General features: G+C 58.1%; 23 protein-coding genes. 8 read left to right on the top strand and 15 right to left on the bottom strand.

The annotated features are described in order from the left end of the window. Window positions 1-8 precede the first annotated feature (8 nt). From purF to ACR0DE_RS10375, 5 genes are all read right to left on the bottom strand, one after another. Window positions 9-1,529, bottom strand: coding sequence for an amidophosphoribosyltransferase (purF, locus tag ACR0DE_RS10355; RefSeq protein ID WP_170396815.1), 1,521 nt, complete (start codon window positions 1,527-1,529; stop codon window positions 9-11). A gap of 643 nt (window positions 1,530-2,172) precedes the next feature. Next, the gene (locus ACR0DE_RS10360) at window positions 2,173-2,745 is read right to left on the bottom strand and encodes a CvpA family protein (RefSeq protein ID WP_170406144.1); all 573 of its coding nucleotides are present in this window, start codon (window positions 2,743-2,745) and stop codon (window positions 2,173-2,175) included. A 40-nt stretch (window positions 2,746-2,785) separates the two neighbouring features. Continuing rightward, window positions 2,786-4,150 (bottom strand): DNA repair protein RadA, encoded by a 1,365-nt coding sequence (gene radA / locus ACR0DE_RS10365; RefSeq protein WP_170406458.1) that lies wholly within the window; start codon window positions 4,148-4,150, stop codon window positions 2,786-2,788. Window positions 4,151-4,271: 121 nt separating this feature from the next. Next, a complete protein-coding gene (locus tag ACR0DE_RS10370; RefSeq protein ID WP_480753022.1) occupies window positions 4,272-5,048 on the bottom strand; it encodes a DNA repair protein in 777 nt (258 codons plus the stop codon). A gap of 148 nt (window positions 5,049-5,196) precedes the next feature. After that, the gene (locus ACR0DE_RS10375; protein ID WP_480753024.1) at window positions 5,197-5,649 is read right to left on the bottom strand and encodes a paraquat-inducible protein A; all 453 of its coding nucleotides are present in this window, start codon (window positions 5,647-5,649) and stop codon (window positions 5,197-5,199) included. Between the two features lie 209 nt (window positions 5,650-5,858). Between ACR0DE_RS10375 and ACR0DE_RS10380 the strand changes: the two genes are divergently transcribed. Then, complete coding sequence (locus ACR0DE_RS10380) at window positions 5,859-6,098, top strand: hypothetical protein (RefSeq protein ID WP_480753026.1); 240 nt, start codon at window positions 5,859-5,861, stop codon at window positions 6,096-6,098. 85 nt (window positions 6,099-6,183) lie between these two features. On the opposite strand, the gene ACR0DE_RS10385 is transcribed toward ACR0DE_RS10380, so the two are convergent. The 9 genes from ACR0DE_RS10385 to ACR0DE_RS10425 all read right to left on the bottom strand — a co-directional run bounded on the left by ACR0DE_RS10385 (window position 6,184) and on the right by ACR0DE_RS10425 (window position 14,703). Further along, window positions 6,184-6,930, bottom strand: a complete 747-nt coding sequence (locus ACR0DE_RS10385; protein WP_170396829.1) for an ATP-binding cassette domain-containing protein — start codon at window positions 6,928-6,930, stop codon at window positions 6,184-6,186. Then, on the bottom strand, window positions 6,927-7,709 hold the full coding sequence (locus ACR0DE_RS10390; protein ID WP_170646218.1) for an MlaE family ABC transporter permease: 783 nt from the start codon (window positions 7,707-7,709) through the stop codon (window positions 6,927-6,929). The genes ACR0DE_RS10385 and ACR0DE_RS10390 overlap by 4 nt, the downstream gene beginning before the upstream one ends. Beyond that, window positions 7,706-8,740, bottom strand: a complete 1,035-nt coding sequence (gene alr, locus ACR0DE_RS10395) for an alanine racemase (RefSeq protein ID WP_480753033.1) — start codon at window positions 8,738-8,740, stop codon at window positions 7,706-7,708. Before alr ends, ACR0DE_RS10390 begins: the two co-directional genes overlap by 4 nt. Window positions 8,741-8,787: 47 nt before the next feature. After that, window positions 8,788-9,726, bottom strand: a complete 939-nt coding sequence (locus ACR0DE_RS10400) for an isopenicillin N synthase family oxygenase (RefSeq protein WP_170396835.1) — start codon at window positions 9,724-9,726, stop codon at window positions 8,788-8,790. 173 nt (window positions 9,727-9,899) lie between these two features. Next, window positions 9,900-11,390 carry a replicative DNA helicase gene (locus ACR0DE_RS10405; protein ID WP_170421945.1) on the bottom strand — a complete coding sequence of 497 codons (1,491 nt, stop codon included), beginning with the start codon at window positions 11,388-11,390 and terminating at the stop codon, window positions 9,900-9,902. Window positions 11,391-11,591: 201 nt separating this feature from the next. Beyond that, the gene (locus tag ACR0DE_RS10410) at window positions 11,592-12,269 is read right to left on the bottom strand and encodes an orotate phosphoribosyltransferase (RefSeq protein ID WP_170646217.1); all 678 of its coding nucleotides are present in this window, start codon (window positions 12,267-12,269) and stop codon (window positions 11,592-11,594) included. A 330-nt stretch (window positions 12,270-12,599) separates the two neighbouring features. Continuing rightward, on the bottom strand, window positions 12,600-13,082 hold the full coding sequence (locus ACR0DE_RS10415; protein WP_480753039.1) for a CinA family protein: 483 nt from the start codon (window positions 13,080-13,082) through the stop codon (window positions 12,600-12,602). After that, a complete protein-coding gene (locus tag ACR0DE_RS10420) occupies window positions 13,079-13,576 on the bottom strand; it encodes a phosphatidylglycerophosphatase A family protein (RefSeq protein WP_480753042.1) in 498 nt (165 codons plus the stop codon). Before ACR0DE_RS10420 ends, ACR0DE_RS10415 begins: the two co-directional genes overlap by 4 nt. Next, window positions 13,573-14,703: a bifunctional 2-C-methyl-D-erythritol 4-phosphate cytidylyltransferase/2-C-methyl-D-erythritol 2,4-cyclodiphosphate synthase gene (locus ACR0DE_RS10425; RefSeq protein ID WP_480753044.1), complete on the bottom strand. Its 1,131-nt coding sequence runs from the start codon at window positions 14,701-14,703 to the stop codon at window positions 13,573-13,575. The genes ACR0DE_RS10420 and ACR0DE_RS10425 overlap by 4 nt, the downstream gene beginning before the upstream one ends. 233 nt (window positions 14,704-14,936) lie before the next feature. Here ACR0DE_RS10425 and dusB point away from each other — a divergent pair, with 233 nt between their 5' ends. The 7 genes from dusB (at window position 14,937) to ACR0DE_RS10460 (ending at window position 23,927) form a co-directional block, all read left to right on the top strand. Then, window positions 14,937-15,866, top strand: a complete 930-nt coding sequence (gene dusB / locus ACR0DE_RS10430) for a tRNA dihydrouridine synthase DusB (protein ID WP_480753782.1) — start codon at window positions 14,937-14,939, stop codon at window positions 15,864-15,866. After that, window positions 15,863-16,942, top strand: coding sequence for a two-component system sensor histidine kinase NtrB (locus ACR0DE_RS10435; protein WP_170396849.1), 1,080 nt, complete (start codon window positions 15,863-15,865; stop codon window positions 16,940-16,942). Before dusB ends, ACR0DE_RS10435 begins: the two co-directional genes overlap by 4 nt. After that, the gene (locus ACR0DE_RS10440; protein ID WP_480753047.1) at window positions 16,942-18,309 is read left to right on the top strand and encodes a response regulator; all 1,368 of its coding nucleotides are present in this window, start codon (window positions 16,942-16,944) and stop codon (window positions 18,307-18,309) included. Before ACR0DE_RS10435 ends, ACR0DE_RS10440 begins: the two co-directional genes overlap by 1 nt. A gap of 162 nt (window positions 18,310-18,471) precedes the next feature. Further along, complete coding sequence (locus tag ACR0DE_RS10445; RefSeq protein WP_480753785.1) at window positions 18,472-20,697, top strand: sensor histidine kinase NtrY-like; 2,226 nt, start codon at window positions 18,472-18,474, stop codon at window positions 20,695-20,697. After that, entirely contained in the window at window positions 20,694-22,103 is a 1,410-nt protein-coding gene (gene ntrX, locus ACR0DE_RS10450; RefSeq protein WP_170396856.1) for a nitrogen assimilation response regulator NtrX, read from the top strand. Before ACR0DE_RS10445 ends, ntrX begins: the two co-directional genes overlap by 4 nt. After that, window positions 22,100-22,690, top strand: a complete 591-nt coding sequence (locus ACR0DE_RS10455; protein WP_480753049.1) for a helix-turn-helix transcriptional regulator — start codon at window positions 22,100-22,102, stop codon at window positions 22,688-22,690. Before ntrX ends, ACR0DE_RS10455 begins: the two co-directional genes overlap by 4 nt. A 43-nt stretch (window positions 22,691-22,733) precedes the next feature. After that, complete coding sequence (locus ACR0DE_RS10460) at window positions 22,734-23,927, top strand: MFS transporter (RefSeq protein WP_480753051.1); 1,194 nt, start codon at window positions 22,734-22,736, stop codon at window positions 23,925-23,927. On the opposite strand, the gene ACR0DE_RS10465 is transcribed toward ACR0DE_RS10460, so the two are convergent. Further along, window positions 23,892-24,371: a hypothetical protein gene (locus tag ACR0DE_RS10465; RefSeq protein ID WP_170396863.1), complete on the bottom strand. Its 480-nt coding sequence runs from the start codon at window positions 24,369-24,371 to the stop codon at window positions 23,892-23,894. The two genes, ACR0DE_RS10460 and ACR0DE_RS10465, sit on opposite strands and share 36 nt — an antisense overlap. Window positions 24,372-24,407: the final 36 nt, after the last annotated feature.

Here is a 24,407-nt window from a genome sequence, read left to right on the forward strand (position 1 = left end):
TCGCCCGATCACCCCGAGGCAAGTTTCGCCGCGTTCCACGAACTGCCGACCACCTGCATATCTTCACGCTTCTTGCTGACCCGACTGCTGTTTTCTAGGCTGCCCAGATATTCCTCATCGACGCCGGTGACGTAGTTGCCGTCAAAGCAGGAACAGTCAAAGGCTTCGATCTCGGGGTTGCCTTCCTTGGCAGCCCAGATCAGATCGTCGAGATGTTGGTAGAACAGCGCATCCGCACCCAGTTCTTCGCGAATCTCCTCGATCTCTTTGCCATTCGCGACAAGCTCGTGTCGGGTGGGCATATCGATGCCATAGACATTGGGGTATTTCACCGGGGGCGAGGCGCTGGCGATGTAGACCTTTTTGGCGCCGGCCTCACGGCACATCTGGACGATCTTTTTGATTGTATTGCCGCGCACGATCGAATCGTCGATCAGCAGTACGTTATGACCGTCAAACTCCAAAGGCACCGCGTTCAGTTTGCGACGCACGGATTTCTGCCGTTCTTCCTGGCCTGGCATGATGAAGGTGCGGCCAACATAACGGTTCTTAACAAGCCCCTCGCGATAGGGAATGCCTGTGATCTTTGCGGCCTCAAGCGCGACAGGGCGGGCGCTATCTGGCACAGGGATGATCCGGTCGATCTCAAGTCCCGAGTCCTGAATTTGCTTGGCCAGCGTCTGCCCCATTCGCATCTGGGTTTTGTAAACCGACACCCCATCCAGCAGCGAATCCGGTCGGGCTAGATAGACATACTCGAAGATGCAGGGTGTCAGTTTACCTTCAACGGCCTGGAACTCGTGCATATTGCCGTCGAGGTCGATAAGGATCGCCTCGCCGGGACCTAGGTCGCGCAGCTTGTCAAAACCGTTGATGCCGAATGCCACATCTTCGGACGCAAAGGCATAATCATCGCCGTCACCAGTTGCAGCACGCTTGGCAACAGACAAAGGTCGGATGCCGTAAGGATCGCGGAAGGCCAGCATCCCTACGCCCGCGACGAGGCAGATCACCGAATACGCCCCCTGAACCCGCTCCATCGTCATTTTGACACCGGCAAACAGGTTGCGGATCGGATCAGCATTACCATTGACCTTGATCGCATCAGCGACCTTGTCGGCCAGTACGTTCAGAAGGACCTCTGAATCCGAAGTTGTGCGTAGGTGACGGCTGTATTTGGCAGTTACCTTTTCGCGCTGTTCTTCGGTATTGGTGATGTTGCCGTTATGAACCAGATAGATGCCATAAGGCGCGTTCACGAAAAATGGTTGCGCCTCGGCCGCGCTGAGCGAGCCAGCGGTTGGATAGCGGACATGGCCCATGCCGACCTTTCCCAACAGGGTTTCGGCGTCACTGGCATTGAACACGTCTTTGACGAGACCATTTGCTTTCTTCTCACGGAAGAACTCGCCGTTGTAGGTGACGATCCCCGAGGCGTCCTGACCTCGGTGCTGAAGCATCAGCAAGCCGTCATAGATTTCCGCAAAGACATCATGTGTCCGGCTTGCGATCCCCAAAATCCCACACATACACGGGCTCCAATTTCTATGACTTGCTTAGGATGGCGTTCAGGTCGGATCGGGTGCGCACGGGTATCTGAATGGTGTGTTTTGGTCCGTTTGCACGGGACTGAGGCACAAGCACGAAAGCGGCTAGCGCATAAGAAAACAGATACAGCAAGGTCGGCAGCTCCGATTCCATGTCGGTATGGCCACCACATAATGCCAAACGATGCGTGTGTCATCAAAGGATCACATTCGCGATTTGACGCAGGTGCGAATTGTACACGCCGCGGGTTTAGGATGACAAATGTACAGACCTATGCTGTCATATCATTACGAAGGTTTTTTGCATGCAGTCCGGCAATACCTGGTGGAGCAGACGCCATGTGGCAACACAAGCAAAACACACCGAAGGACAAACCTGTCAAGCGGCGTTGCCACCGATGTCGTGGGGCAGGGCGCGCACCCTGCGAGATCTGCAAGGGAACCGGTGAAGTGATCAAGAGCCGAGACCAGTATGGCAAGCCGATCTCAAGCCGATGTGACGGATGCTTTGGCCTGAAGACCATCCGTTGCAATATTTGTGGTGGCGAAGGGTTTATCTGATTTTTCCGAACCAAACGCAAAAAAGCCCGGCTGAAACCGGGCTTCTCGTTGGAATTTGGTTTGATTAGCCCTCAGAGGCGTTGTCGGCGGTGCAGCTTGCGACCAGCTCTTCGTACTGGGCGGTAACCCAACCCAGCGCCGCCTCGGGGTTTTGTTCTTCGATCTGTCCGCTGAACTGTTCGAACACTTTGGCAGAGCGGCTTTCATCAACCATGGTATAAGACTGGCCGGTCATCACCGTGTCGTAGACAAAGAACGCGATGGCAACCAACAGGATGCCGCGGGCGATGCCGAAGAAGAAGCCAAGCGCCTGATCCAGCCCACCAAGCGCGGAACGCTGCACCAGTGAAGAGAATAGCGGCGTGAAGATGCTGACTACGATCAGTGCAATGGCGAAGACGGCGGCAAAGCCGGTAATCACCGAAAGCTCACAACTGTCGCGCAGGAATTCACCGACCACTGGCACTTCTTTGACCAGCGGCACAGCCTGCGGCGCAAAGATGAATGCTAGAACTGCCGCGGCGACCCAACCTGCGATGGCCAAAACCTCGCGCATGAAACCGCGCGAATAGGCCAGCAAGCCCGACAGCACGATGATCAGGGCCACAACCCCGTCAATTATTGTAAAACCTTCCATGGCCCTCGCCTGTTCGTTTTCTGCCCCTCAAGGCGCGACTTTACCCTGCTCCGAAGGTTTCGCCAACAAACCCCACCAAATCAGAGGGTCGGGTGAGTGTCAGACCTGCCACAGTGCCAGTTTTGCCACCTGCCGGAGCAATTGCCGCTGTGAAACCAAGTTTTTGCGCTTCTTTCAACCTGTTTTCGGTCTGCGGGGCTGGTCTAAGTGCCCCGGATAGCGAGATTTCTCCGAAAACGACCGTATCGGCAGGCAGGGCGGTGTCTTCACGAGCGCTGAGCAGTGCAGCAGCAACGGCGAGGTCAGCGGCGGGTTCGCTGACTTTCAGCCCTCCGGCGACGTTCAGATAGACATCGAGCCCGGCAAAGGGGATGCCGCAGCGTGCTTCGAGCACTGCAAGGATCATGGCGAGCCGCCCGCTATCCCATCCGACAACTGTGCGGCGGGGCTGGGAATGGGGGGACGGCGCCACCAGTGCTTGCAATTCGACCAGCACGGGGCGGGTGCCTTCGATACCTGCGAATACGGCGGAACCTGGGCTGGGCTTACCGCGTTCCGATAGGAACAGGGCCGAGGGGTTGGTGACTTGCGCCAGCCCTTTGCCGGTCATTTCGAAGACGCCAATCTCATCCGCTGGGCCAAAGCGGTTCTTAACGGCGCGCAGGATGCGGAACTGGTGCCCGCGTTCGCCTTCGAAGTAAAGCACGGTGTCGACCATATGTTCGACTACACGGGGTCCAGCGATCTGGCCTTCTTTGGTGACGTGGCCAACCATGATGATCGATACGCCGTGGCGTTTTGCAAATGTCGTCAGCTCATGCGCTGCGGCGCGCACCTGCGACACCGAGCCCGGCGCGCTGTCGACATTGTCGGCCCACATCGTCTGGATCGAGTCGATGATGGCGAGGCCGGGTTTTTCTGCCTCTAGCGTCGTGAGGATGTCCCGAAGGTTGGTTTCAGCCGCCAATTGCACCGGCGACTCTTCCAGACCTAACCGGCGCGCGCGCATCCTAACCTGTGCGCTGGCCTCCTCGCCCGAGACGTAGATGGTTTTGACACCTTTGCGGGCAAAACGTGCTGCAGCTTGCAGTAAGAGGGTCGATTTGCCAATGCCGGGGTCACCGCCCACCAGCAGCGCCGATGCAGGGACAAGGCCGCCGCCGAGGACACGGTCCAATTCTTCAACACCGCAGAGGGTGCGGGGCGGGGGTGTTTCTTCGGTCGAGAGGTCGGTGAGCGCGATTGACTGGCCGCGTTTGCCGCCGAGGGATTTCTTGGCTGGTCCAGCCGAGAGCGGGGCTTCCTGAACGATGGTGTTCCACTCGCCGCAGCCGTCGCAGCGGCCCGACCATCGTGTATGTGAGGCACCGCAGGCGGAGCAGGTGAAGGATTGTGTCTTTGCCATGTCGCCCTTGGTGCCCGAGGAAGGGCGGTTCTTCAAGCCCTTGCGGGCTTTCCTCACCGCCGGTGGCGCGCCACGTCCTCAGGCCCTGCGGGCCATCGTCCGCTGCGGGCGCTAGACGCGCCTATTCCGCGGCGCGCGGCGGGGTCATCGCGACGACGCTGGCAGGTTTGGATTCGTCGGTCGAAGATTGCAATTGCGCCGACAGCTCGGGCAGCAGGTCAAACAATTCGTCCCTGAGGCGCGCGAGCTGGGATTTGGCGATGGATTCTTCGATTTCTATATCGCGGGTCCATTGGCGCAGTTCATGCTGGATGATCTGAGCTTCTTCGATCCGGCGCTGAAATTGCTCGACCTCTTCCTGACGTTGCCGCAGGAAGGTGCGGGCGCGTTCGACCTTTGTGTCCCCATAGGTCTCGGCCAGGTCCTGACTGATCTGGCTCATCTGAGCAGCCAGTTCCAGCACCTGCGGTTCGAGCCCCTGCAAATCGGGGTGATCGCGCAGGAAGGCCATACGCTCTTTCACCGCGTCGAATTCGGAGGCCAGCGCAAAGGCGCCGCTGCGGTCGGCGGCATGGGCGACCTGATAGGCCCCGGCCACGTCCTGCATATTCATTGTGAACTTACGATGGGTGTTTTCAAGCGCCATCATGCGGGCGTTCGATGGCAGATAGAAGACCAGCATCAGGATCAGGGCGGTTAATCCGATTTGGATATAGATGCCTGCGTCAATTGTTGCACCGTTGCTGAGACCGGCCTGCAACGAGAGCCAGGGCAGGATGCCAAACGCGGATAAAATGGTGGTCGTCACCGCGAACAATGCTGCGGCGCAGATCAGGAAAAAAGTGAGCCTTAATAAGGTATTCTGAAATTGCAATGTTATTGTGTGGAGGGCGGCCATGATCGTCGTTCTCCTTCTTCAACCGGTACAAAAACCGGGCCGAAGCGGAAGGTTAAACAGACGCGAGGTGATCCGCTACGGACCCGAAAACTACAAAATTTACTGCTCGAAATATAAAGATGATACTCAGAAATCTGTTTTCAATCAATTAGGTCTGAGGTTTTCGTGATCCAAATGTCATCTCTGTAATATGGCCCAAGGCCAGCGAGGCCAGAATGCAGCCGGTGAACAGGTAGAGACCCCATGCGGTTTCGATGGTGGCGTATGAGATGCCTTTGGCCAGCGTGATGTAGAGCGCGATGAGGAAGATATCGGCCATCGCCAGCTTGCCGAGGATGTTGAGCGCGGGCTGGACGCGCGGGTCCAGCAGGTTCCATTGGATCAGAGCGGTGCCGATGGTTTTGATGTAGGGCGCGAAGAGGGCGAAGATGGTGACAACCAGCGCGAGGAAGATGTCGGATTTCCACAATGATTGGAGGCCGGTGATGACGCTTATTTCGCTGAGGCCGAATATCGGCAGCAGGCCGGCGCGCATCAGCGGGGCGAACCACGCGATGGGGTAGAGGATCAGGAGGGATAGGGTGGCGAGGCGGAGGGTCATGAACAAGATTTTGGTAAGGCAATTGAATACTTAATGAGTGGAGGTATCTGCGGCAAGTTCTGAGTTGCCGTCGCTTGAGTTGAGTGTAAGGTTAGGCAAGTCATAAATTAATCAGCTTTAGATTGCAGTGTCTGACCCAATAATAAAGATCGTAAACGGCCCATCCGCGTTGAGCAAAGGAACCTCTGCAGCGATAACAGGAGGTTTGAATGTTGTCTTTTCTGCTGGGAGTGTTGCAGCAGACAGATTACCGTTTGACCGAGAGCAGCTTTTCGGTGTTTTGCATTTCCGACTTTACGAAACGGATCGCGCACGAAGAAGAGCGGTATGGTTTGGTGGCCGTCTATTCAACAGGTTTTCTGGCGAAGATCCCGGCTACATCCCGGTTTCCGGAACACATCTTCGCCAAGTGTTTGATGCAATACGCATTCAAACCCCCGACTTTGTGATAAGCGCAGGGCAATATCTATTGCGCTGTGACTACGCTAAGCGCGCGTATGATCAGTTAAAGCAGGATCGTGAGGCGGAGAGAGCTTAACGCACCGCCTCAATCGGCCCCTCGGCACTGCCGCTGATGAACTGCTCCACATAAGGATCGCCCGAGGCGTCCATCTGGCCGACCGGGCCGGTCCACTGGATCACGCCTCCGTGCAGCATGGCGACGTTGTCGGCAATCGCGCGGACCGAGCTCATGTCGTGGGTGATGGTCATCGCGGTGGCGCCCATCTCGGTCACGATTTCGCGGATCAGGTCGTTGATGACGCCGGACATGATGGGGTCGAGGCCGGTGGTAGGCTCATCGAAAAAGATGATCTCGGGCTCGGCGGCGATGGCGCGGGCGAGGCCGACGCGTTTTTGCATGCCGCCCGACAGCTCGGCCGGGAACCGGTCAGCAACGTTGGATTTCAGGCCCACGCGGCGCAGTTTCTCGATGGCGATTTCGCGGGCTTCATCAGCGGGGCGTTTCAACGAGCCGCGCAGCAGGCGGAAGGCGACGTTTTGCCAGACGGGCAGCGAGTCGAACAGCGCCGCGCCCTGAAACAGCATACCAAAGCGGGCCAGAAACGCATCGCGGTCGCCTTTCGCGGCGTCTTTGCCGTCGACGTAGATCATGCCGCTGTCGGGTTTGATCAGGCCGAGGATACATTTCAACGCCACGGATTTGCCAGTTCCAGAACCGCCGATGATGACCATCGAGGTGCCCTTGGGGATCTCAAGGTTCATGCCTTGCAGGACGTGGTTGTCGTCAAAGGCCTTATGTACGTTCTCCATCCGGATCATAGCGAGAAGAACACCCCTGTAAGAACGAAATTGGCGGCGAGGATCAGCACAGCAGCAGCCTCGACCGAGCCCTTGGTGGCGCGGCCCACGCCCTGCGCGCCGCGGCCCGAGGACATGCCGTAATAGCAACCCATAATGGCGGCGATCACGCCGAAGGCAGCGCCTTTGACCAGTGACGAAACGATGTCGCGCAATTCAAGGAAATCGACGGTGTTTTTCAGATAGGCCGCCGGGTTGAAGCCCAGATTTTGCGTGGCCACGGTGTAGCCGCCTGCGATGCCGATGATATCTCCAACCCCGACCAGCGCTGGAACCGTGATCAGGGCGGCCAGCACGCGTGGGGCGGTGAGGTACTTCATCGGATGGGTGGACAATGTGACCAGAGCGTCGATCTGCTCGGTCACTTTCATCGTCGCAATCTCGGCGGCGATCGAAGACGTCACGCGGGCGGCGATCATCAGGCCGACCAGCACCGGGCCAAGCTCTCGCACCATGCCTATGGCGACGATCTGGGGCACCACGGCCTCGGCGTTGAAACGCGCGCCGCCTGCGTAGATCTGCAGCGCCAACGCGCCGCCGGTGAAGATGGCGGTCAGGCCGACCACGGGCAGGGACAACCAGCCGATATTCAGCAGGGCGATGCCGAACTCGCGCGGATAAAACGGTGGTCGAAATATGTGCGAAACCGCGTCGAGCGCGAACAGCGCGACGCGGCCAAACGCAGCGAGCATGGTCAGGATAGAACGCCCCAGCTCACCCAGCAATGAAACGGGGTTCATTCCACGTAGCCCCGTGAAAAGCGACTGCCGAGCGAGGTCAGAATTTCATAGCCGATGGTGCCAGCGGCTTCGGCCAGATCATCGACGGTTTGGTGCCCGTTCAGGATACGCAGGCGATCAGGTTTATACGGCAAGTCAGTCACATCCACGGTGATCAGGTCCATCGAGATACGTCCTACCACCGGGCAGGGCTGATCACCAGAGAATGTATCGATGCCGCCCCCAATGGCGCGATGCAGCCCATCGGCATAACCGGCCGCAACGGTCGCAATCTTCGACGGGCGGCGCGCGCTCCAGCTGTTGCCGTAGCCGACGGTCTCGCCCACGGCGACGTCGCGCACTTGAATCACCGGCATATCGACGGTGACGACCGGCTTGGCCCCGGCAAAGGGCATCCCGCCGTACAGGCCAATCCCTGGGCGGCAAAAGTCAAAGTGGAATTCCGGCCCCATCAGAGTACCACCCGTCGCCGCAAGCGAGCGCGGCGCGTCGACGCCATCGGTCATCTGTTTGAACGTGTTCAACTGTTGGCGGTTCATAGGGTGTTCAGGCTCATCCCCGCAGGCCAAATGCGACATCACGACCAGCGGGTCCAGGGCAAGAGCTTCGTGCCGCAGTTCGGCCCAGTCCGCGGGCTCAAGCCCAAGGCGATTCATACCGCTGTCGAGCTGGATACCAAAGCCATGATCGGGCAGGGCCTGACGATGACGCTTGAATTGTTCGGGCGAGTTGATCAACGGCGTCAGATCATGCTGGCGCAGCAGATCCGTGTCACCCTCCATATGTCCGGAAAACACCGCAACCAGCGGGCCGGGGCCCACAGCCTCACGCACGGCCACGCCTTCCTCGGCAACGGCGACGAAGAATTTTGCAACGCCTTCCTCAGCCAGCGCAGAGGCGACCGGACCGGCACCTAACCCGTAAGCGTCAGCTTTGACCACTGCGCCGGTTTCAACCTGGGTCATTGCGTCAAGCGCCTGCCAGTTCTGGGCGAGCGCGTGCAGATTTATCGTCAGATGTGCGGTACTCATAAACGCCGTTCATCACATAGGATTGGCCCAGGTCAAGGGGGAGCACCTTAATTCTTGGCGGGTTTATGCGCCTCATAGGCCGCTTCCAGCTCGGAACGCAGGAAATCCGCAAATAATAAGGGGCTAAACTGAGGTTGGCCGGTCCCGGGTAGGGGTTCGATGATTGTGCTGACATGAGGATCAAAAAAGAACGGAACGCTATATCGTTCACGGCCCGAACGGTTGATGACCCGATGCGGCGTCGAAAGCAGGCGGCCGTTCGACATCCGGTGCAGCATATCCCCGACATTGACGACAAAAGCGTCGGGACGGGACGGAACGTCAACCCAATGCCTTGACGGTGTTTTGACCTGCAAGCCGCCCACCTGATCTTGAGCAAGCAGCGTAAGGCATCCGAAATCAGTGTGCGGGGCCGAGCCGAATAGATCATCGGGGCTGGTCTTTGCTTGCGGAGGATAGTGAAGCAGACGCAGCCAGAATGTAGGCTCATCAAAGGCGGAAAGGATCGAGAAATCCTGCGCGTCACAAGCGATCAGCGCGATATGCATCAATCTGCGTCCAAGGGCCGACATAGCCTTAACGTAGGTTTCCAGGGTGTCGCGAAAATCCGGTAGATCAGGCCATCGGTTTGGACCCGAGAGGTAGATATCGGGATCAACGCCAGCATCCTCGCGCATCATCATGAAGCTGGCGGATTGGTTGGGTTTTGTTACATCGGCCAGTGTTGAGTTCACATCTGTCGATGTGTTGATGGCGATGTATCCGCGATGCGTGTGGTCGACTGCGATTGCCAGCTTTTGATCCAGCGGCAGCGCGTGAAACTGTTTTGAGGCTTCGAACACATCGCGCATCAGCTGCGGGTCTATTCCGTGATCTTCGATATAGCCGAAACCAGTCGTGCCGTAGGCCGAACGAAACTCGGCCGCGATTTCCTCATCAGGGCGTGCACCCAGACGAATAACGGGGATCTCTGTGAATTCAGTCATGTCTCTCTCGCTTATAGGGGGAATATTGCAGGGACAAAAATGCCCCCGGTCTATCCCGCAAAGCGTTTGCGGCGATGCCCGAAATGACGCGCCAGAATCACGCGCCGGGGTAGGGGATTGAGACAAGCTTGCATGGCCCGATCCGTACACATCGGACCGGGCAGGTCAAGGAATCAATAACCCTCGATTTGGCTATCCTGTTGCCAGGGTTTGACCAGATTGCCAAATCGGGTGAACTGAGCTTCGAACGACAGCTCTACCGTGCCGATGGGGCCGTGGCGCTGCTTGCCGACGATGACCTCGGCCTTGCCATGCAGGCGCTCCATGGCCTGTTTCCACTCTTCCATCTTTTCCAACTCGTGATCGCCGGGTTTTTCGCGTTCCTTGTAGTATTCCTCGCGGAACACGAACATCACAACGTCGGCATCCTGTTCGATCGAGCCCGATTCCCGCAGGTCAGACAGCTGCGGGCGTTTGTCGTCACGGCTTTCTACCTGTCGGCTGAGCTGTGACAATGCGATGACCGGGATGTTGAGTTCCTTGGCGATGGCTTTCATGCCCATCGAAATCTCGGCGATTTCGTTGACGCGGTTGTCGGCCATTCCGCGGCAGAGCTGAAGGTAGTCGATCACCAGCAAATCCAGCCCGTGCGTCCGCTTCAGCCGCCGTGCACGGGCAGCGAGTTGCGAGATTGGCAGGGCGGGGGTGTCATCAATGAACAGCGGGCAGGCTTCCAGTTCTTTCGCGGCGTCCACGAAGCGGCGGAACTCGGACTCGGTCATGTCGCCCTGGCGGATTTTGTGACTGGAGATCTCAGAAGCCTCGGCCAGAACCCGGCCCGCTAGTTGCTCGGCGCTCATTTCGAGTGAAAAGAACCCAACCACACCGCCGTCGATCGCACCTTCAGAGCCGTCCGGCTTGGTGCCGCGCTTGTAGGCCTTGGCCACGTTAAATGCCACGTTTGTTGCCAGCGATGTCTTACCCATCGACGGACGCCCGGCCAAAATGATCAGGTCGGACGGGTGCAGGCCACCCAATTGCTTGTCGAGATCGGCCAGACCGGTGGAAATCCCCGCCATGCCGCCACCGCGTTGGTACGCCTCGTTGGTGACGTTGACGGCTTCTGTGACCGCCTTGAGGAAGGATTGAAAACCCTGTTCGGTCTGGCCCTGCTCGGATAACTGATAAAGCTGTTGCTCGGCCTCGACGATCTGTTCTTTGGGCTCGCTGCTGACATCGACCCGCGCCGCCTTGTCTGAAATGTCCCGGCCCAGCCGGATTAGCTCGCGCCGAATGGCGAGGTCGTAGATCATCTGGGCGTAGTCATGCACCGCAAAGGCACTGATTGAGGCACCGGCAAGCTTGACCAGATAGGCCGGACCACCCAGTTCCTTCAGGCCCTCATCCTCGGCCATGAAAGACTTCAGCGTGACGGGTGAAGCCAGCGCATTTTTAGCGATACGGGTCGACGCGACTTCGTAGATGCGCGCATGAACCGGATCATAGAAATGCTCGGCCCCAATAATCGATGCGACCCGATCATACAGATCGTTATTCGTCAGAATCGCACCCAGAAGCTGCTGCTCGGCCTCGATGGAGTGCGGCATTGTTTCTGGGTTCTGAATCTGTGCGGCGGCCTGCTCGATACTGCTGATCTCGTTCATTGCTGTTCTCTTTGTCCCCTGGACAGAGGCCATAGCGCGGCCCTGTGAGTCGGCGCAAATTGTATGTTTTCTGGGGATATGCTGTGCATATCTCTTTGCCCCATCATATTGAAGGATGAGGCAGGGTTGCGTCAACATCTTGTGGATGAAGCGATCGACGCAGCGGTCAGTGTTTCCATTCTGAAAACAGTTTGCGCAACGTCAGCTTTTATGTGCGTCCTGCCAACCACGCGGGTCGTTCAGGAAGGCCTCGACGCCATCAAGCGTCTCTTCGTCAAAAGCATTTTGCGCTTTGGCTTCCGCCAAAACATCCCACCAAGTACAAAGCGAGTGCAATTTTACGCCGTGATCGCCCAGCGTTTTCTCGGTTTCGGGGAAAATACCATAATAGAAGATCACAGCCGTATGCCCACAGGTCGCACCGGTTTCGCGGATCGCGTCGACAAAGGACAGTTTTGAGCCTCCATCGGTGGTCAGGTCTTCAACCAGCAGTACCCGCTCACCCTCGCTCATCGCGCCTTCGATGCGGGCGTTCCGGCCGTAGCCTTTGGGTTTCTTCCGCACATAGGTCATTGGCAGTGCCATGCGCTCGGCGACCATTGCAGCGAAGGGAATACCCGCTGTTTCGCCACCGGCGATATTGTCAAACGCTTCGAACCCCGCGTCGCGCATCACGGTAACCGTCAGGAAGTCCATCAGAGTTGAGCGGATGCGCGGGTACGAGATCAGCTTGCGGCAATCGATATAGGTCGGGCTTGGTAGACCGCTGGCCAGCGTGAAAGGTTCGCGGGAATTAAAGTGTACGGCTTTGATCTCCAGCAGCATCCGCGCGGTCAGGCGGGCGATTTCGGTGCTGTCGGGGAAGGAACTGGGGATCATGGCGCAAACCTCTGGGCTGAAAGGGTGTCGCAGGCTGATAGCCTGACCCCCGGCCCAGAGTCGAGAGGGCACGCCAAAAGAAAAGCGGACCCCCAAGAGGTCCGCTTGATGCCCTTGCGGGCAGAGCAGCCAAGGTGGGCTTGACTGCTCATTTCTCGGGCTCGCTTTCCGCAATCGGCAAGACCGTGCCTTCAATCTCGGTTTCGACGTGTATGCGAGGCGAGGTAAGAAGCGCAACCACCATTGCCGTCACAAATGTGTAGGCTGCCGCGCAGTAACTGTATTCAGCGCCCAGTATTCGAATTGATGCGCTGTAGGTTGCACGTTTTCTTAGGTCTGAGCCAGATCAGCAAGAGCGTCGCTCAAAAGGGTCAAAGCGTGGTCCCGTGCAGCGCGACGTACGTTATCCCGTCCCTGTGCTCCGAATTCCACGGTCTCGGTTCGGGTCGGTTGACCCTGTGCAGCGAGGCCAAAGCAAACGCGGCCTTCGGGTTTGTGTTCGGACCCGCCGGGGCCCGCGATGCCGGTGATCGAGACCGCCAGCTGCGCCCGCGAATTCAGCAGGGCGCCATTGGCCATTTCTTGGGCGACTTCTTCTGAAACTGCGCCATACGTCTCAAGCGTATCGGCGCGCACACCCAGCATCTCTTGCTTTGCGGTGTTGGTGTAGGTGACAAAGCCGCGCTCAACCACGGCAGAGCTGCCGGGGATGTCAGTCAGTGCAGCGGCGACCATACCACCGGTACAGCTTTCAGCAGTGGCGATCATCATGCCCTGCGCCTTGGCGCGATCCAGCAGCTCGATAACGGTCATAGACCCATCACTCCATGTGAGATACCGGCGAGGACGACCACACCGATGGCTGCAAAGACCCCTGCGATCACATCATCCAGCATGACACCCATCGGATCTCCACGCCGGTCGGCCCAGCCAATGGGACCGGGTTTGGTAATGTCGAAGAGGCGGAACAAGAGAAAACCCGCGATCCAGCCGGGCCAGAGCGCTGTGATGTCGATCCCATGCGCCCAAGACGGGTAGGAAATCGCCCATATCGCGATGAACTGGCCCGCGACTTCATCAATGACAATTTCGGACGGGTCGTGGTCATCTTGTCCAGCTGTCATCACTAGCGTGGCCCACAGGCCCCCGAAGAAAACCGCGAGTGTTGAGATGACCAGCAAGGGGAAGCCACCCAGCGTATGCAGAACCCACGCCAGCGGCAAAGCAGCCAGCGATCCCCAGGTGCCGGGGGCAGGGCGGAGGTAACCGACGCCGCAGACGGTTCCGATTAGACGAGCCGCTGTCATGACTTCACCAGACAGGCAGTTGCGAGCGAGGCAATGCCTTCGCTGCGACCGGTAAAGCCCAGCCGTTCGGATGTGGTGGCCTTGACCGAGACCTGATCGGTGCGCAAGCCCATGATCCGTGCCATTTCGGCACGCATGGTATCGGCATGAGGGCCGATCTTGGGAAATTCGCAGACCAGTGTGCAGTCGACATTCGAGATCTCATAGCCCAACTGCCCAGCCAATTCGACTGCGTGGCGCAGGAAAAATTCACTCGCTGCACCTTTCCACTGCGGATCGGAGGGCGGAAAATGCTGTCCGATATCACCCCGCGCCAGGGCGCCATAGATCGCGTCGGTGACCGCGTGCATCCCCACATCTGCATCGGAGTGACCTTGGAGCCCACGATTGTGCGGCACCTTCACACCGCAGAGGATCACGTGATCTCCGTCACCAAAGCGGTGCACGTCGTAGCCGTTGCCCAGCCTTACATCCATATTCATACCCATTGTACGTTCGGCCCGTGCGAAATCCTCGGGCCGTGTGATTTTCAGGTTATCCGCATCGCCCGGAATAATCGCGACTTCGATTCCCGCAGCGCGCGCGACTTCTACATCATCCGCTGCACCTCCGGGATGGGCTGAATGGGCGGCGGTGATTGTGCCATAATGAAATCCCTGCGGTGTCTGCGCAGCGTAAAGGCCGGATCGATCCTGCGTTCCTGTGACCACTGAACCGTCGCCTGTCCAGAGCGCATCCGTGACGGCCAAGCCCGGAGCAGCTGCCGCATGCGTGTCGAGTGCTTTCAGAACATCGCCGATTATCCGAGCGCTGACGCAGGGTCGGGCGACATCATGTATCAAAACCTTTTCAACGCTGTACGCTTCCAAAGCCTGCAACCCGTTGCGCACTGATCTGGCGCGGTCTGCACCGCCGGGTGCAAGGATCAGGTTTGTCGCGCTGAATTCTTCCCAAACGGCTGTGTCCTCTTCGGCCAGCACCAAAACGACGTGATCAACCAACCCTTCGAAGCGGTCAATCGCCCAATCGGCCACGCGCCGCCCAGCCAAGGCACGCCACTGTTTGGGCACTCCGCCACCGGCGCGCTGGCCGCGCCCGGCGGCGACGATGATGGCGGCTGTGGTCATCTGAAAGGTCTCCTGATTGGGGCATTGTTTAGGGGGCGGTGAATGCAGAGGCAATCACCCGCGTCAATTTGCTTAAAAAATAAGCATATGATGATTTTGCGGGCTTGAACGCTCCCGTTTTATTGTTCATATGCCGCAATTTCGATATCAAATGCGCAACTGCTCAAGGATTAAGCACATTGGCCCTGCGTCTTGCTGAAAAGGATCTGACCCCTCCGGTGCTGTTGGCGCCAATGGCCGGAATCACCGACCGGCCTTTTAGGGACCTTGTGATGCGCTTCGGCGCGGGGATGGTTGTCAGCGAAATGGTCGCCAGCCAAGAGATGGTACAGGCCAAACCAGGCGTACGTGAACGGGCCGAGCTGTCGGCGGATGTGGAAAACACCGCTGTGCAACTGGCCGGACGCGAGGCGCATTGGATGGCCGAGGCCGCCCGGCAAGTCGCTGACCGGGGCGCGCGCGTGATCGATATCAATATGGGTTGCCCAGCAAAGAAGGTAACCAATGGCTATTCCGGTTCGGCTTTGTTGAAAACTCCGGACCATGCACTGACGCTGATCGAGGCCGTTGTGGGTGCAGTTGATGTGCCTGTTACGCTGAAAACGCGGCTAGGCTGGGATGACAATCTGTTGAACGCACCGGATGTGGCGCGGCGGGCGCAGGACGCAGGCATCCGGATGGTGACCATCCATGGGCGTACGCGCTGTCAATTCTATAAAGGCCGGGCAGATTGGCGGGCGATCCGGGCGGTGAAAGAAGCCGTCTCGATCCCTGTCATCGCAAACGGTGACATCGTCGATACCGAGGCCGCGCAAATCGCGCTGAATCAGTCCGGGGCCGATGGCGTCATGATAGGTCGTGGGGCGCAGGGCAAGCCCTGGCTGCTGGCGCAGATTTGCCATGATCTCTATGGCGCTGCTTCGCCAACCATTCCCACGGGCACTGAACTGATCGAGATGGTGCGTGGCCACTATCTGGCGATGCTGGAGTTCTACGGTACCGATCTGGGCCTGCGCGTCGCACGCAAACATCTCGGTTGGTACATGGATGAGGCCGGAACACCCGCCACCTTGCGGCGGGCTGTCCTGACATCCCGCGACACCGATGAGGTGTTACGGCTTTTGGCAGATGCGCTGAGTGGCACGGCGGAGGCAGCAGCATGACCTCTGACCAGAGCATCTGGACCTCGCTTCCGGTTCCGGCGTTCATTATCGATGCCGAAGATCGGATATCGGACGTCAACTCCTCGGGTGAGGGGTTTCTGAACGCCTCCCGCAAGGCAGTGATTGGACACCCGGTCTGGGATCAACTCGCGGTTGACGCGCCGTTGGAAGAGGCGTTTCTGCGCGCGCGTCAACAAGGTACACCGCTGTTCGTGAACGATGTGGACGTTGGGTCGGGCAATCGCGCGCCGCTACAATGTGCGCTGCAAATCGCGCCGCTGATGGGGCATCCCGGTTCAATGATCATGATCATCTCGCCGCGCGAACTGGCCGGTCGGATGACCCGTGGCAACACTGTGAAATCGGCAGCGCAGTCTGCGATTGGTATGGCCGAGATGCTGGCGCATGAGATCAAGAACCCTTTGGCAGGGATCACCGGTGCGGCGCAATTGCTCAGCATGAATATTTCGCAGCAAGATCTTGAGCTCACTGACCTTATCGTTGAGGAAAGCCGCCGCATCGTGAAGTTGTTGGAGCAGGTAGAACAGTTCGGCAACCTGTCTCAACCCGATTTCAAACCGGTCAATATCCACGATGTACTGGATCGCGCTCGCAGGTCAGCGCTGTTGGGTTTTGGCGCGCATATGACGATTATCGAGGATTACGACCCCTCGCTGCCCTTGGCCTATGGGGACCCGGATCAGTTCCTGCAGGTGGTTCTGAACTTGCTCAAAAACGCTTCGGAAGCTGCTGATGGCAACGGTACAATCCGGCTGCGTACCTATTTTGAGCATTCATTCCGACTGCGGCGCAGTGACGGTTCGGGTCATTCGCTGCCTCTGCAGATCGAGATTATTGATGATGGGCCGGGCCTGCCGGAAAATATTCGCAGTGATATTTTCGACCCCTTCGTGTCGGGCAAGGAGAACGGCACAGGGCTTGGGCTGGCGCTGGTCAGTAAGATCGTTTCCGACCACGACGGCTGGATTTCGGCTGAATCTGTGCCCGGACGCACTAGTTTTCGACTGTCCCTGCGGCGTGCACCGAACGACGCGTATGAAAAGGAGAGCATCTGATGGATGGCACAGTTCTGGTTGCTGATGACGACCGCACGATCCGCACGGTTCTGACACAGGCCCTGACGCGGGCGGGGTGCAAGGTTCACGCGACATCTTCGCTGACCACGCTGATGCGCTGGGTAGCCGAAGGCAAGGGCGACGTTGTGATCTCGGATGTGGTAATGCCGGATGGAAACGGGTTGGAGATGCTGCCAAAGATCGCGCAGGACCGTCCCGGTTTGCCGGTCATCGTGATCTCGGCCCAGAACACCATCATGACAGCCATTCAGGCGGCTGAGGCCGAAGCTTACGATTATCTGCCAAAGCCTTTCGATTTGCCCGATCTGATGAAGCGCACCGCGAGGGCGCTGGATCAAAAGCAGCGGGTACAGGCTGAGCCGGTGATGGCCAGCGAAGACCGCCCTGATGAACTGCCGCTGGTTGGGCGCACCCCCGTGATGCAGGCGCTTTATCGTCTGGTCGCCCGGGTGATGAACACGGATCTGTCTGTGATGATTTCTGGTGAAAGTGGGACGGGTAAATCTCTGATAGCACGCGCTATCCACGATTTCTCTGACCGAAGGACACTGCCCTTTGTCACCGTGACTGTTGCCGATCTGAGCGATTTGGAAGGCCCGGCACGGGTTATGGCGCGCGTACGTGGTGGTACGCTGCTGATCGATGAAATTGCCGATATTGATGATGAGATTCAGGCCCGTATCGTACGCATGATGGACACGCCGGGCGATCACGTGCCGCGTTTCATGGCCACAAGTCAATCAGATCTGACCGACGCGATGGAAAGCGGTCGCGTGCGGCAAGATCTCTATTACCGTCTCTGCGGTGCGACGATCCACGTGCCTGCGTTGCGCGAACGGGTTGATGATATCACCTTGCTGACCGATCACTTTCTGGCGCGGGAGGAGCGGGAAAGCGGCGCGCAGCGTCGCCTCAGCCCCGAAGCGGTTGAGTTGGTGCGCCGGTACTCCTGGCCCGGCAATGTCCGACAGCTTGAAAATGCGATCCGGCGTCTTGGCCTAACCAGCCGTTCTGATGAAATCTCGCGCACCGAAGTAGAGATGGTGCTGGGTAGCCAGCCCGAGGCCGAACCAGTTCTGGGTGATGGCGAGCGTGAGAAGCTGTCATCTTCGGTTGGTCGTCACCTGCGCCGGTATTTTGATCTGCACGGAAACATCCTGCCGCCCCCCGGCCTCTATCAACGTATTCTACGCGAGGTCGAGGCACCGTTGATCGAAATCGCGCTGGATGCGACTGGTGGAAATCAGGCAAAATGTGCTGATCTCCTGGGGATTAACCGGAATACGCTGCGGAAAAAGATTACTGACCTCGATATTCAGGTGACACGCCGTCGCAAACTGATGTAATATCGCCACACAAACAGTGGCATTCGGGTTAGACCCCGGTAACGACCACGATATATGGCGGTAAGCCGCGGAAGCGGCACATCAGAATGAGGGCAGACGGTGGCAACCCGGGCACAGAACGGGCCGATCCTATCGATTAACCGGTGGCGCAAGTCCCGGAGGATGCGCAATTTCAGTACATTGGGATTGGTTATACTGGGCCCGGTTCTGGCGCTTGCAACCTATCTCGTCATTGGCCCTTTTGATCTTGGCGCGGCGGCACCGACACTGCGGCTGATTTTGTTGGCTGATCTGGTCTACGTGCTGGTCGTAGCTGCGCTGGTGTTGGGCCAATTGTTCAGTCTGATCGCCGCACGTCGCGCGAAATCTGCGGGCTCCCGTCTTCACCTGCGCCTGATCGGCGCTTTCACGCTGTTGGCTCTGGTGCCGACGGTCACGGTGGCGATTTTCGCCGGGCTGACGGTGAATATCGGCCTTGAAGGTTGGTTCTCGGACCGTGTGCGGCAGGTGGTTGGGTCGTCACTGACTGCGGCCGAAGCTTACGAACAGGAACACCGCGAGGGCCTGACGCAGGATGCGGTTATTCTGGCGCGTTTCCTCGATAACGCGCGATCGTTGGATTATTTTGTCTCAGACGCCGAATTGCGAGAGGTTCTGGCCCAGGGGCAGGCCCAGATACAACGCGGTTTGCGCGAGGCCTATGTGATCGATGGCAGCGCCGAAATCCGATCGCGCGGTGATCGGTCCTACCTGTTCGACTACGAGGCACCAACTCCCGAAGAGATGATCGAGGCCAATGATCAGGGCGTGGCCATCATTGCCGATTGGGAGAACAGCGAATTCCGCGCGCTTGTTCCTTTGCATGCCTATCTTGACCGGTATCTTTATGTCAGTCGCGAGGTTGATGGGCAGCTTCTGACCTTGCTTGATGAAACCAAAGAGACAGCACAGTTCTACAGCCAACTGGAAAGCGAGCGGGGCAGGGTCCTGTTCGAATTCGGCCTTCTGTATCTCGGCTTTGCTGTGATCCTGATTCTGGCCGCGATGTCGCTGGGCATGTGGTTCGCCGAACGCCTTTCTCGCCCTGTCGGACGGCTGACAACGGCGGCGCAACGCGTTGGTGCTGGTGATCTTAGTGTTCAGGTCATCGAAGAGGCCAGCGACGACGAAATCGCGATGCTGGGCCGCTACTTCAACCAGATGACTCGTCAGTTGAAGGGGCAGCGCGACACGCTGTTGGAAAATACTCGCCATATCGAACGTCGAAGGCGGCTATTTGATTCAGTTCTAAGCTCGGTGACATCCGGTGTCGTTGGCGTTGATTCAGAGGGCTGTGTGACCTTCGTGAACCGATCCGCGGAACGTCTTCTGGGCTGGTCTGGTGGAGAGCAGAACCTGGCTATCGGTATCGCTGTTCCCGAATTTTTGCCTTTGTTCGAAGCCCTTAAGGACAGCGGGCAAGAGGCGGTTCAGGGGGAGATCAAGGTAACCCGCAAAGGCCGGTTGGAGAACTTACTGGTACGCATGGCGACGCGGCGTGGCGAGGATGGAAGGCTGGAAGGCTACGTTGTGGCCTTTGATGACGTGACCGATCTGGTAAGCGCGCAGCGCATGGCGGCCTGGGGCGATGTGGCCCGTCGCATTGCGCATGAGATCAAGAATCCGCTGACACCGATCCAACTGAGCGCCGAGCGGATCAAGCGCAAATTCTCGCGCAAGCTGGACGAGGACGATTGCGATAGCCTGGAATCGATGACCGACGTGATCGTGAGGCAGACCAATGATCTGCGGCGGATTGTTGATGAGTTCTCGAAATTCGCACGCATGCCTGAACCGGAACGGCGCGAAGAGAATATCGTGACGCTAGTGCGTGAGGCGGTTCTGTTGCAGCAGGCGGGTCAGCCTGATGTTCAGATCGATGCGGACTTACCTGAACAGCCCATTTTGGCGGATGTGGATTCGACCATGTTGAGCCAAGCGTTGACGAACCTGATCAAGAACGCGGGCGAGGCTATTGAAACGCTGAAAGAAAAAGGCGCACCGGACAATCTGAAACCTCAGATCAAAGTCGTAGTCTCCACTGACGATGCAGGAACGCAGATCACCATTGCGGACAATGGCATCGGTCTGCCTGAGGACAGGGCACGGCTGTTCGAACCTTATGTGACTACGCGTGACGAAGGCACAGGCCTTGGCCTGCCCATCGTAAAGAAGATCATCGAAGAACATGGCGGAGCGCTGACATTGGAAGACGCGCCCACATTCGACGGACAGGACCATTTCGGCGCAATGGCTGTCATTCGTCTACCCGGGGCCTCAGGCGGCCCGACAAATGCGCCGGAAAAACAGGCGATTAAAACAAACAAACTGAAAGCAGGCCAAAGATGAGCGACATTCTGATCGTAGATGACGAACGCGATATTCGCGAATTGGTGTCCGACATTCTGGAGGACGAAGGCTATTCCACCCGGTTGGCGGCAAACTCGGACGAGTGCATGTCGTCGATCAATGCTGAACCTCCCGGACTGTTGATCTTGGATATCTGGCTGAAAGACAGCCGAATGGACGGGATCGACATCCTGAAAGCTGTAAAACGGGACAACCCGGATGTTCCGGTGGTGATCATTTCCGGACATGGCAATATCGAGATTGCGGTGGCGGCTATCAAGCAGGGGGCTTACGACTTTATCGAAAAGCCCTTTAACATTGACCAGTTGATGGTGGTGATCCGCCGTGCGATGGAAACCTCGCGCCTGCGTCGCGAGAATGCCTCGCTGAAGCGGCAGGAAGTCAGCTGTTCAGACATGATTGGCAATTCTGCGTCGTTCCGAGCGATGCAGGGGCAGTTGGATAAGGTAACAAAGTCGAATGGCCGGGTTATGCTCAGCGGGCCGGCTGGGTCGGGCAAGGAAATTGCCGCGCGCTATATCCATGCCCATTCCAACCGGGCGAATGCCCCATTTGTGACGGTCAATTGTGCGGGGATTGAACCTGAGAGGGTTGAAGAAGTTCTGTTCGGACGAGAATCGTCTGAGCGCGGAATCGAGTCAGGCCTGCTGGAAGAGGCGCATGGCGGCGTTGTCTACTTCGACGAAGTCGCTGACATGCCGCTGGGGACGCAGTCCAAGATTCTTCGCGTGTTGGTTGATCAGCAATTCCAGCGTGTCGGTGGCTCTGACAAGGTGCGGGTTGATCTGCGGGTCATTTCCTCGACCAACCGCGATCTGGAAGAAGAGATCGCCGCCGAACGGTTCCGCGAAGAACTGTATCACCGGCTGAATGTGGTGCCGATTGCGGTTCCCTCGCTGGAGGAACGGCGAGAGGACATCCCGGTTCTGGCGCAACATTTCATCGAGATGTGCAACGATACACAGGGTCTGCCGATGCGCGAGCTGTCGGATGAGGCTATTGCTTTGCTACAAACGATGACATGGCCGGGCAATGTGCGTCAGCTGAAGAACCTGATTGAGCGGGTGCTGATCCTAGGCGATAGCACTGGCCCGATCGAGGCCCGCGAGTTGCCCAACGAAGAAGAGAAATCCGACGAGTCCGGGCGCGTGGTACTGTCTGGCGCACTGGCGACGCTGCCGCTGCGTGAGGCGCGCGAAGCGTTCGAGCGTGAATATTTGCTGACCCAGATCAATCGGTTTGGTGGCAACATAAGCCGCACGGCCAGTTTTGTCGGCATGGAGCGCAGCGCCTTGCACCGCAAGCTCAAGTCGCTGGGCGTCGTGACCTCGAACAAATCCGGTGCGCGGGTGGCTCAGATTGACGAGCCCGAACCAGCCGAGTGAGTGCCGCGCCGAATACAAAGACCGCAGCCGTTTCCATCGGTTTTCCCGCCTTTGGTAAACGGTTGAAGCGGTTGCGGCGGTCGGTTGGACTTAAGCAATCCGCCCTCGCAGATCTGATTGAAGTCGACCAAACCACGATTTCCCGGTGGGAAAACGGGGGTCAAACGCCATCGCCGCATATTCAACAGTCCGTTTTTGCAGCGTTGGGGCCGGTTCGGGTGCAGGATTCTGCGCTGAAACGTCTGGTCGTTCATTCGGCAGAGTGCTTGCACCTTGTCGAAGAGGCCAGCCATACCTGCCTTGCTTATTCGGGCAGCCGGGCGCGGGATTGGAAGACCTCACAGCGCGCCTTGCTGGGCGTTTCGCTTTGGCAATTTGCAACGGATGAGATCAGGCAAGCCGAAGCAGAACTGCAGAAAGATGGCTGGTGGGATTTGCATTCGCCTTCACCCAAAGCGTTTCTGACTTCCGAGGCTGTGCATGATCAAATCAGGATCAACGCCGGGCAAATCGTGTGGGAGCGGTTGTATCTGGGTGATGGTACTCCGGTCCGTCTGGTCAGCGGGCGGCGCGAAGTCACCGCATAATTTATGCGTTCCGCTGGCAGGTTAGGCGCGATAGACCGGCTGCATGAGTGACTCTTTTCGCACATTCTTGCAGGTCATGCTGATCTGGTTTGCTGGCCTCGGTGCGGCAACCCAATTTGCAAAGATTGCCGTACCATTTTCTGATGTGGGGCTGTTGTACCCGGACAATGCTGCCGTGATCGGCTGGTTGCTGTCCATTATCAGTCTAATGGGGGCTGCCTTGGGCGCGATATCCGGAGCGATCACAGCGCGTATTGGGCCAAATCGTCTATTGCTATCAGGGCTTGTGCTCGGCGGCGCGTTATCTTTGCTGCAAGCAAGCTTGCCGGTTTTTCAACTGATGCTGCTCAGCCGGGTGATCGAGGGGCTGTCCCATCTTGCGATTGTGGTGGCGGCACCGACGCTGATTGCTCAGATCACATCCGGTCGGGCGCGGTATAATTCCATGGTGCTGTGGAGTACATTCTTTGGCGTTGCATTCGCATTAAACGCTTGGGTTGGGCTGCCCATCGTCGATCGTTTCGGACTGCCCAGATACTTTGCCATGCACGGGGGTCTGATGCTGCTGATCGCCGCGCTGATCGCGCTTAGCAATCTGAAAACCAACATGGGCCAGACGGAGGGTGCCGGGTGGGGGCTCTCCGCCTTCCTTGATGTGCATATCAGGACCTACCGCTCACCCTTTATTTCGGCCCCGGCAATTGGCTGGTTCTTCTACACGCTGACATTTGTTTCTCTTTTAGCGATCCTGCCGGGGCGTTTGCCCGAAGGGCAGGGCGCATCGATTGCGGCACTTATGCCCCTGGCAGGGATTGTACTGTCATGGCTGCTGGTGCCCTTGCTGTTGACCGTCCTGTCCTGCGTCAGCGTCGTCAATCTGGGCTTTATGCTGGGGATCGCGACGATCATCGCATTGTTTCTGGGGGCGCCCCTTACGTTCGGATGTATCGCCTTGTTTGCCGTGCTCGGGCTTGTACAGGGCGGCAGCTTCGCCGCTGTGCCAGAGTTAAACGATACCACCGAAGCCCAAGCTCTGAGTTATGGTGCGATGGCGCAGATGGGCAATGCCGGAAACCTGCTTGGAACCCCGGTATTGCTGGCGATATTGCTGGGCGTCGATGAGGCTGGCATGTTTGTAGCCGTCGCCGCGTTCTATAGCATCGCGATCATAGCGCATCTGCTGCTGGCGCGGCGTCGCAAATCAGCTGGCTTGTCCCGGAGTGATGATCTGAAATGACCCGTCGTCGAATTTCACGAAACAGGACGCGCTGTTCAGCGGCGGGAGCGTCGTGGTGCGCGTGGGCGTGACCCGCGATTTGACACCTTGTTTGCAAGGCGGAAGGCTGACCGGGCGATAGCCCTTTTGGGCCATGCACTGCGCCTCGACCTTGTTTCTCAGCCCCTGATTCACGTCGACGGTATAGACCCGCCCAGGCTCCCACCATCCGGGGTTGCGATAGCAGCGTCCTCGGCCATCGCAATAGGTGCGCCCGGGCCAATAGACTGGCGGGCTCTGCCGGACCTGATTGGCGACAGGGGCGTCCTTGAGCGCCTGCACCTGGCAGTTCGTGGTCTCGGTCTGCATCCGCGAGACGCTCTCACCTTCGCGATAATACAAAGAAAGCGGACCACAAGCGGACAGCGTCAGCAGGCAAATCAGGGCAGGCAGAATGGTTTTCATATGCTTACTTTGGCGTAGCTTAGGAGGCATGACAAT

The sequence above is a fragment of the Ruegeria sp. C10 genome, assembly GCF_056537805.1.

What these genes read in the sequence shown, in the direction of transcription:
- ACR0DE_RS10400 (WP_170396835.1), bottom strand. Translation starts at nt 9,726, where the DNA reads ATGACTGAATTCACAGAGATCCCCGTTATTCGTCTGGGTGCACGCCCT.
- ACR0DE_RS10390 (WP_170646218.1), bottom strand. Translation starts at nt 7,709, where the DNA reads ATGAACCCCGTTTCATTGCTGGGTGAGCTGGGGCGTTCTATCCTGACC.
- ACR0DE_RS10440 (WP_480753047.1), top strand. Translation starts at nt 16,942, where the DNA reads ATGGATGGCACAGTTCTGGTTGCTGATGACGACCGCACGATCCGCACG.
- ntrX (WP_170396856.1), top strand. Translation starts at nt 20,694, where the DNA reads ATGAGCGACATTCTGATCGTAGATGACGAACGCGATATTCGCGAATTG.
- ACR0DE_RS10460 (WP_480753051.1), top strand. Translation starts at nt 22,734, where the DNA reads ATGAGTGACTCTTTTCGCACATTCTTGCAGGTCATGCTGATCTGGTTT.
- purF (WP_170396815.1), bottom strand. Translation starts at nt 1,529, where the DNA reads ATGTGTGGGATTTTGGGGATCGCAAGCCGGACACATGATGTCTTTGCG.
- ACR0DE_RS10415 (WP_480753039.1), bottom strand. Translation starts at nt 13,082, where the DNA reads ATGACCGTTATCGAGCTGCTGGATCGCGCCAAGGCGCAGGGCATGATG.
- ACR0DE_RS10375 (WP_480753024.1), bottom strand. Translation starts at nt 5,649, where the DNA reads ATGACCCTCCGCCTCGCCACCCTATCCCTCCTGATCCTCTACCCCATC.
- ACR0DE_RS10465 (WP_170396863.1), bottom strand. Translation starts at nt 24,371, where the DNA reads ATGAAAACCATTCTGCCTGCCCTGATTTGCCTGCTGACGCTGTCCGCT.
- ACR0DE_RS10410 (WP_170646217.1), bottom strand. Translation starts at nt 12,269, where the DNA reads ATGATCCCCAGTTCCTTCCCCGACAGCACCGAAATCGCCCGCCTGACC.
- dusB (WP_480753782.1), top strand. Translation starts at nt 14,937, where the DNA reads ATGGCCGGAATCACCGACCGGCCTTTTAGGGACCTTGTGATGCGCTTC.
- ACR0DE_RS10435 (WP_170396849.1), top strand. Translation starts at nt 15,863, where the DNA reads ATGACCTCTGACCAGAGCATCTGGACCTCGCTTCCGGTTCCGGCGTTC.
- radA (WP_170406458.1), bottom strand. Translation starts at nt 4,150, where the DNA reads ATGGCAAAGACACAATCCTTCACCTGCTCCGCCTGCGGTGCCTCACAT.
- ACR0DE_RS10360 (WP_170406144.1), bottom strand. Translation starts at nt 2,745, where the DNA reads ATGGAAGGTTTTACAATAATTGACGGGGTTGTGGCCCTGATCATCGTG.
- ACR0DE_RS10370 (WP_480753022.1), bottom strand. Translation starts at nt 5,048, where the DNA reads ATGGCCGCCCTCCACACAATAACATTGCAATTTCAGAATACCTTATTA.
- ACR0DE_RS10420 (WP_480753042.1), bottom strand. Translation starts at nt 13,576, where the DNA reads ATGACAGCGGCTCGTCTAATCGGAACCGTCTGCGGCGTCGGTTACCTC.
- ACR0DE_RS10380 (WP_480753026.1), top strand. Translation starts at nt 5,859, where the DNA reads ATGTTGTCTTTTCTGCTGGGAGTGTTGCAGCAGACAGATTACCGTTTG.
- ACR0DE_RS10385 (WP_170396829.1), bottom strand. Translation starts at nt 6,930, where the DNA reads ATGATCCGGATGGAGAACGTACATAAGGCCTTTGACGACAACCACGTC.
- alr (WP_480753033.1), bottom strand. Translation starts at nt 8,740, where the DNA reads ATGAGTACCGCACATCTGACGATAAATCTGCACGCGCTCGCCCAGAAC.
- ACR0DE_RS10425 (WP_480753044.1), bottom strand. Translation starts at nt 14,703, where the DNA reads ATGACCACAGCCGCCATCATCGTCGCCGCCGGGCGCGGCCAGCGCGCC.
- ACR0DE_RS10445 (WP_480753785.1), top strand. Translation starts at nt 18,472, where the DNA reads ATGCGCAATTTCAGTACATTGGGATTGGTTATACTGGGCCCGGTTCTG.
- ACR0DE_RS10405 (WP_170421945.1), bottom strand. Translation starts at nt 11,390, where the DNA reads ATGAACGAGATCAGCAGTATCGAGCAGGCCGCCGCACAGATTCAGAAC.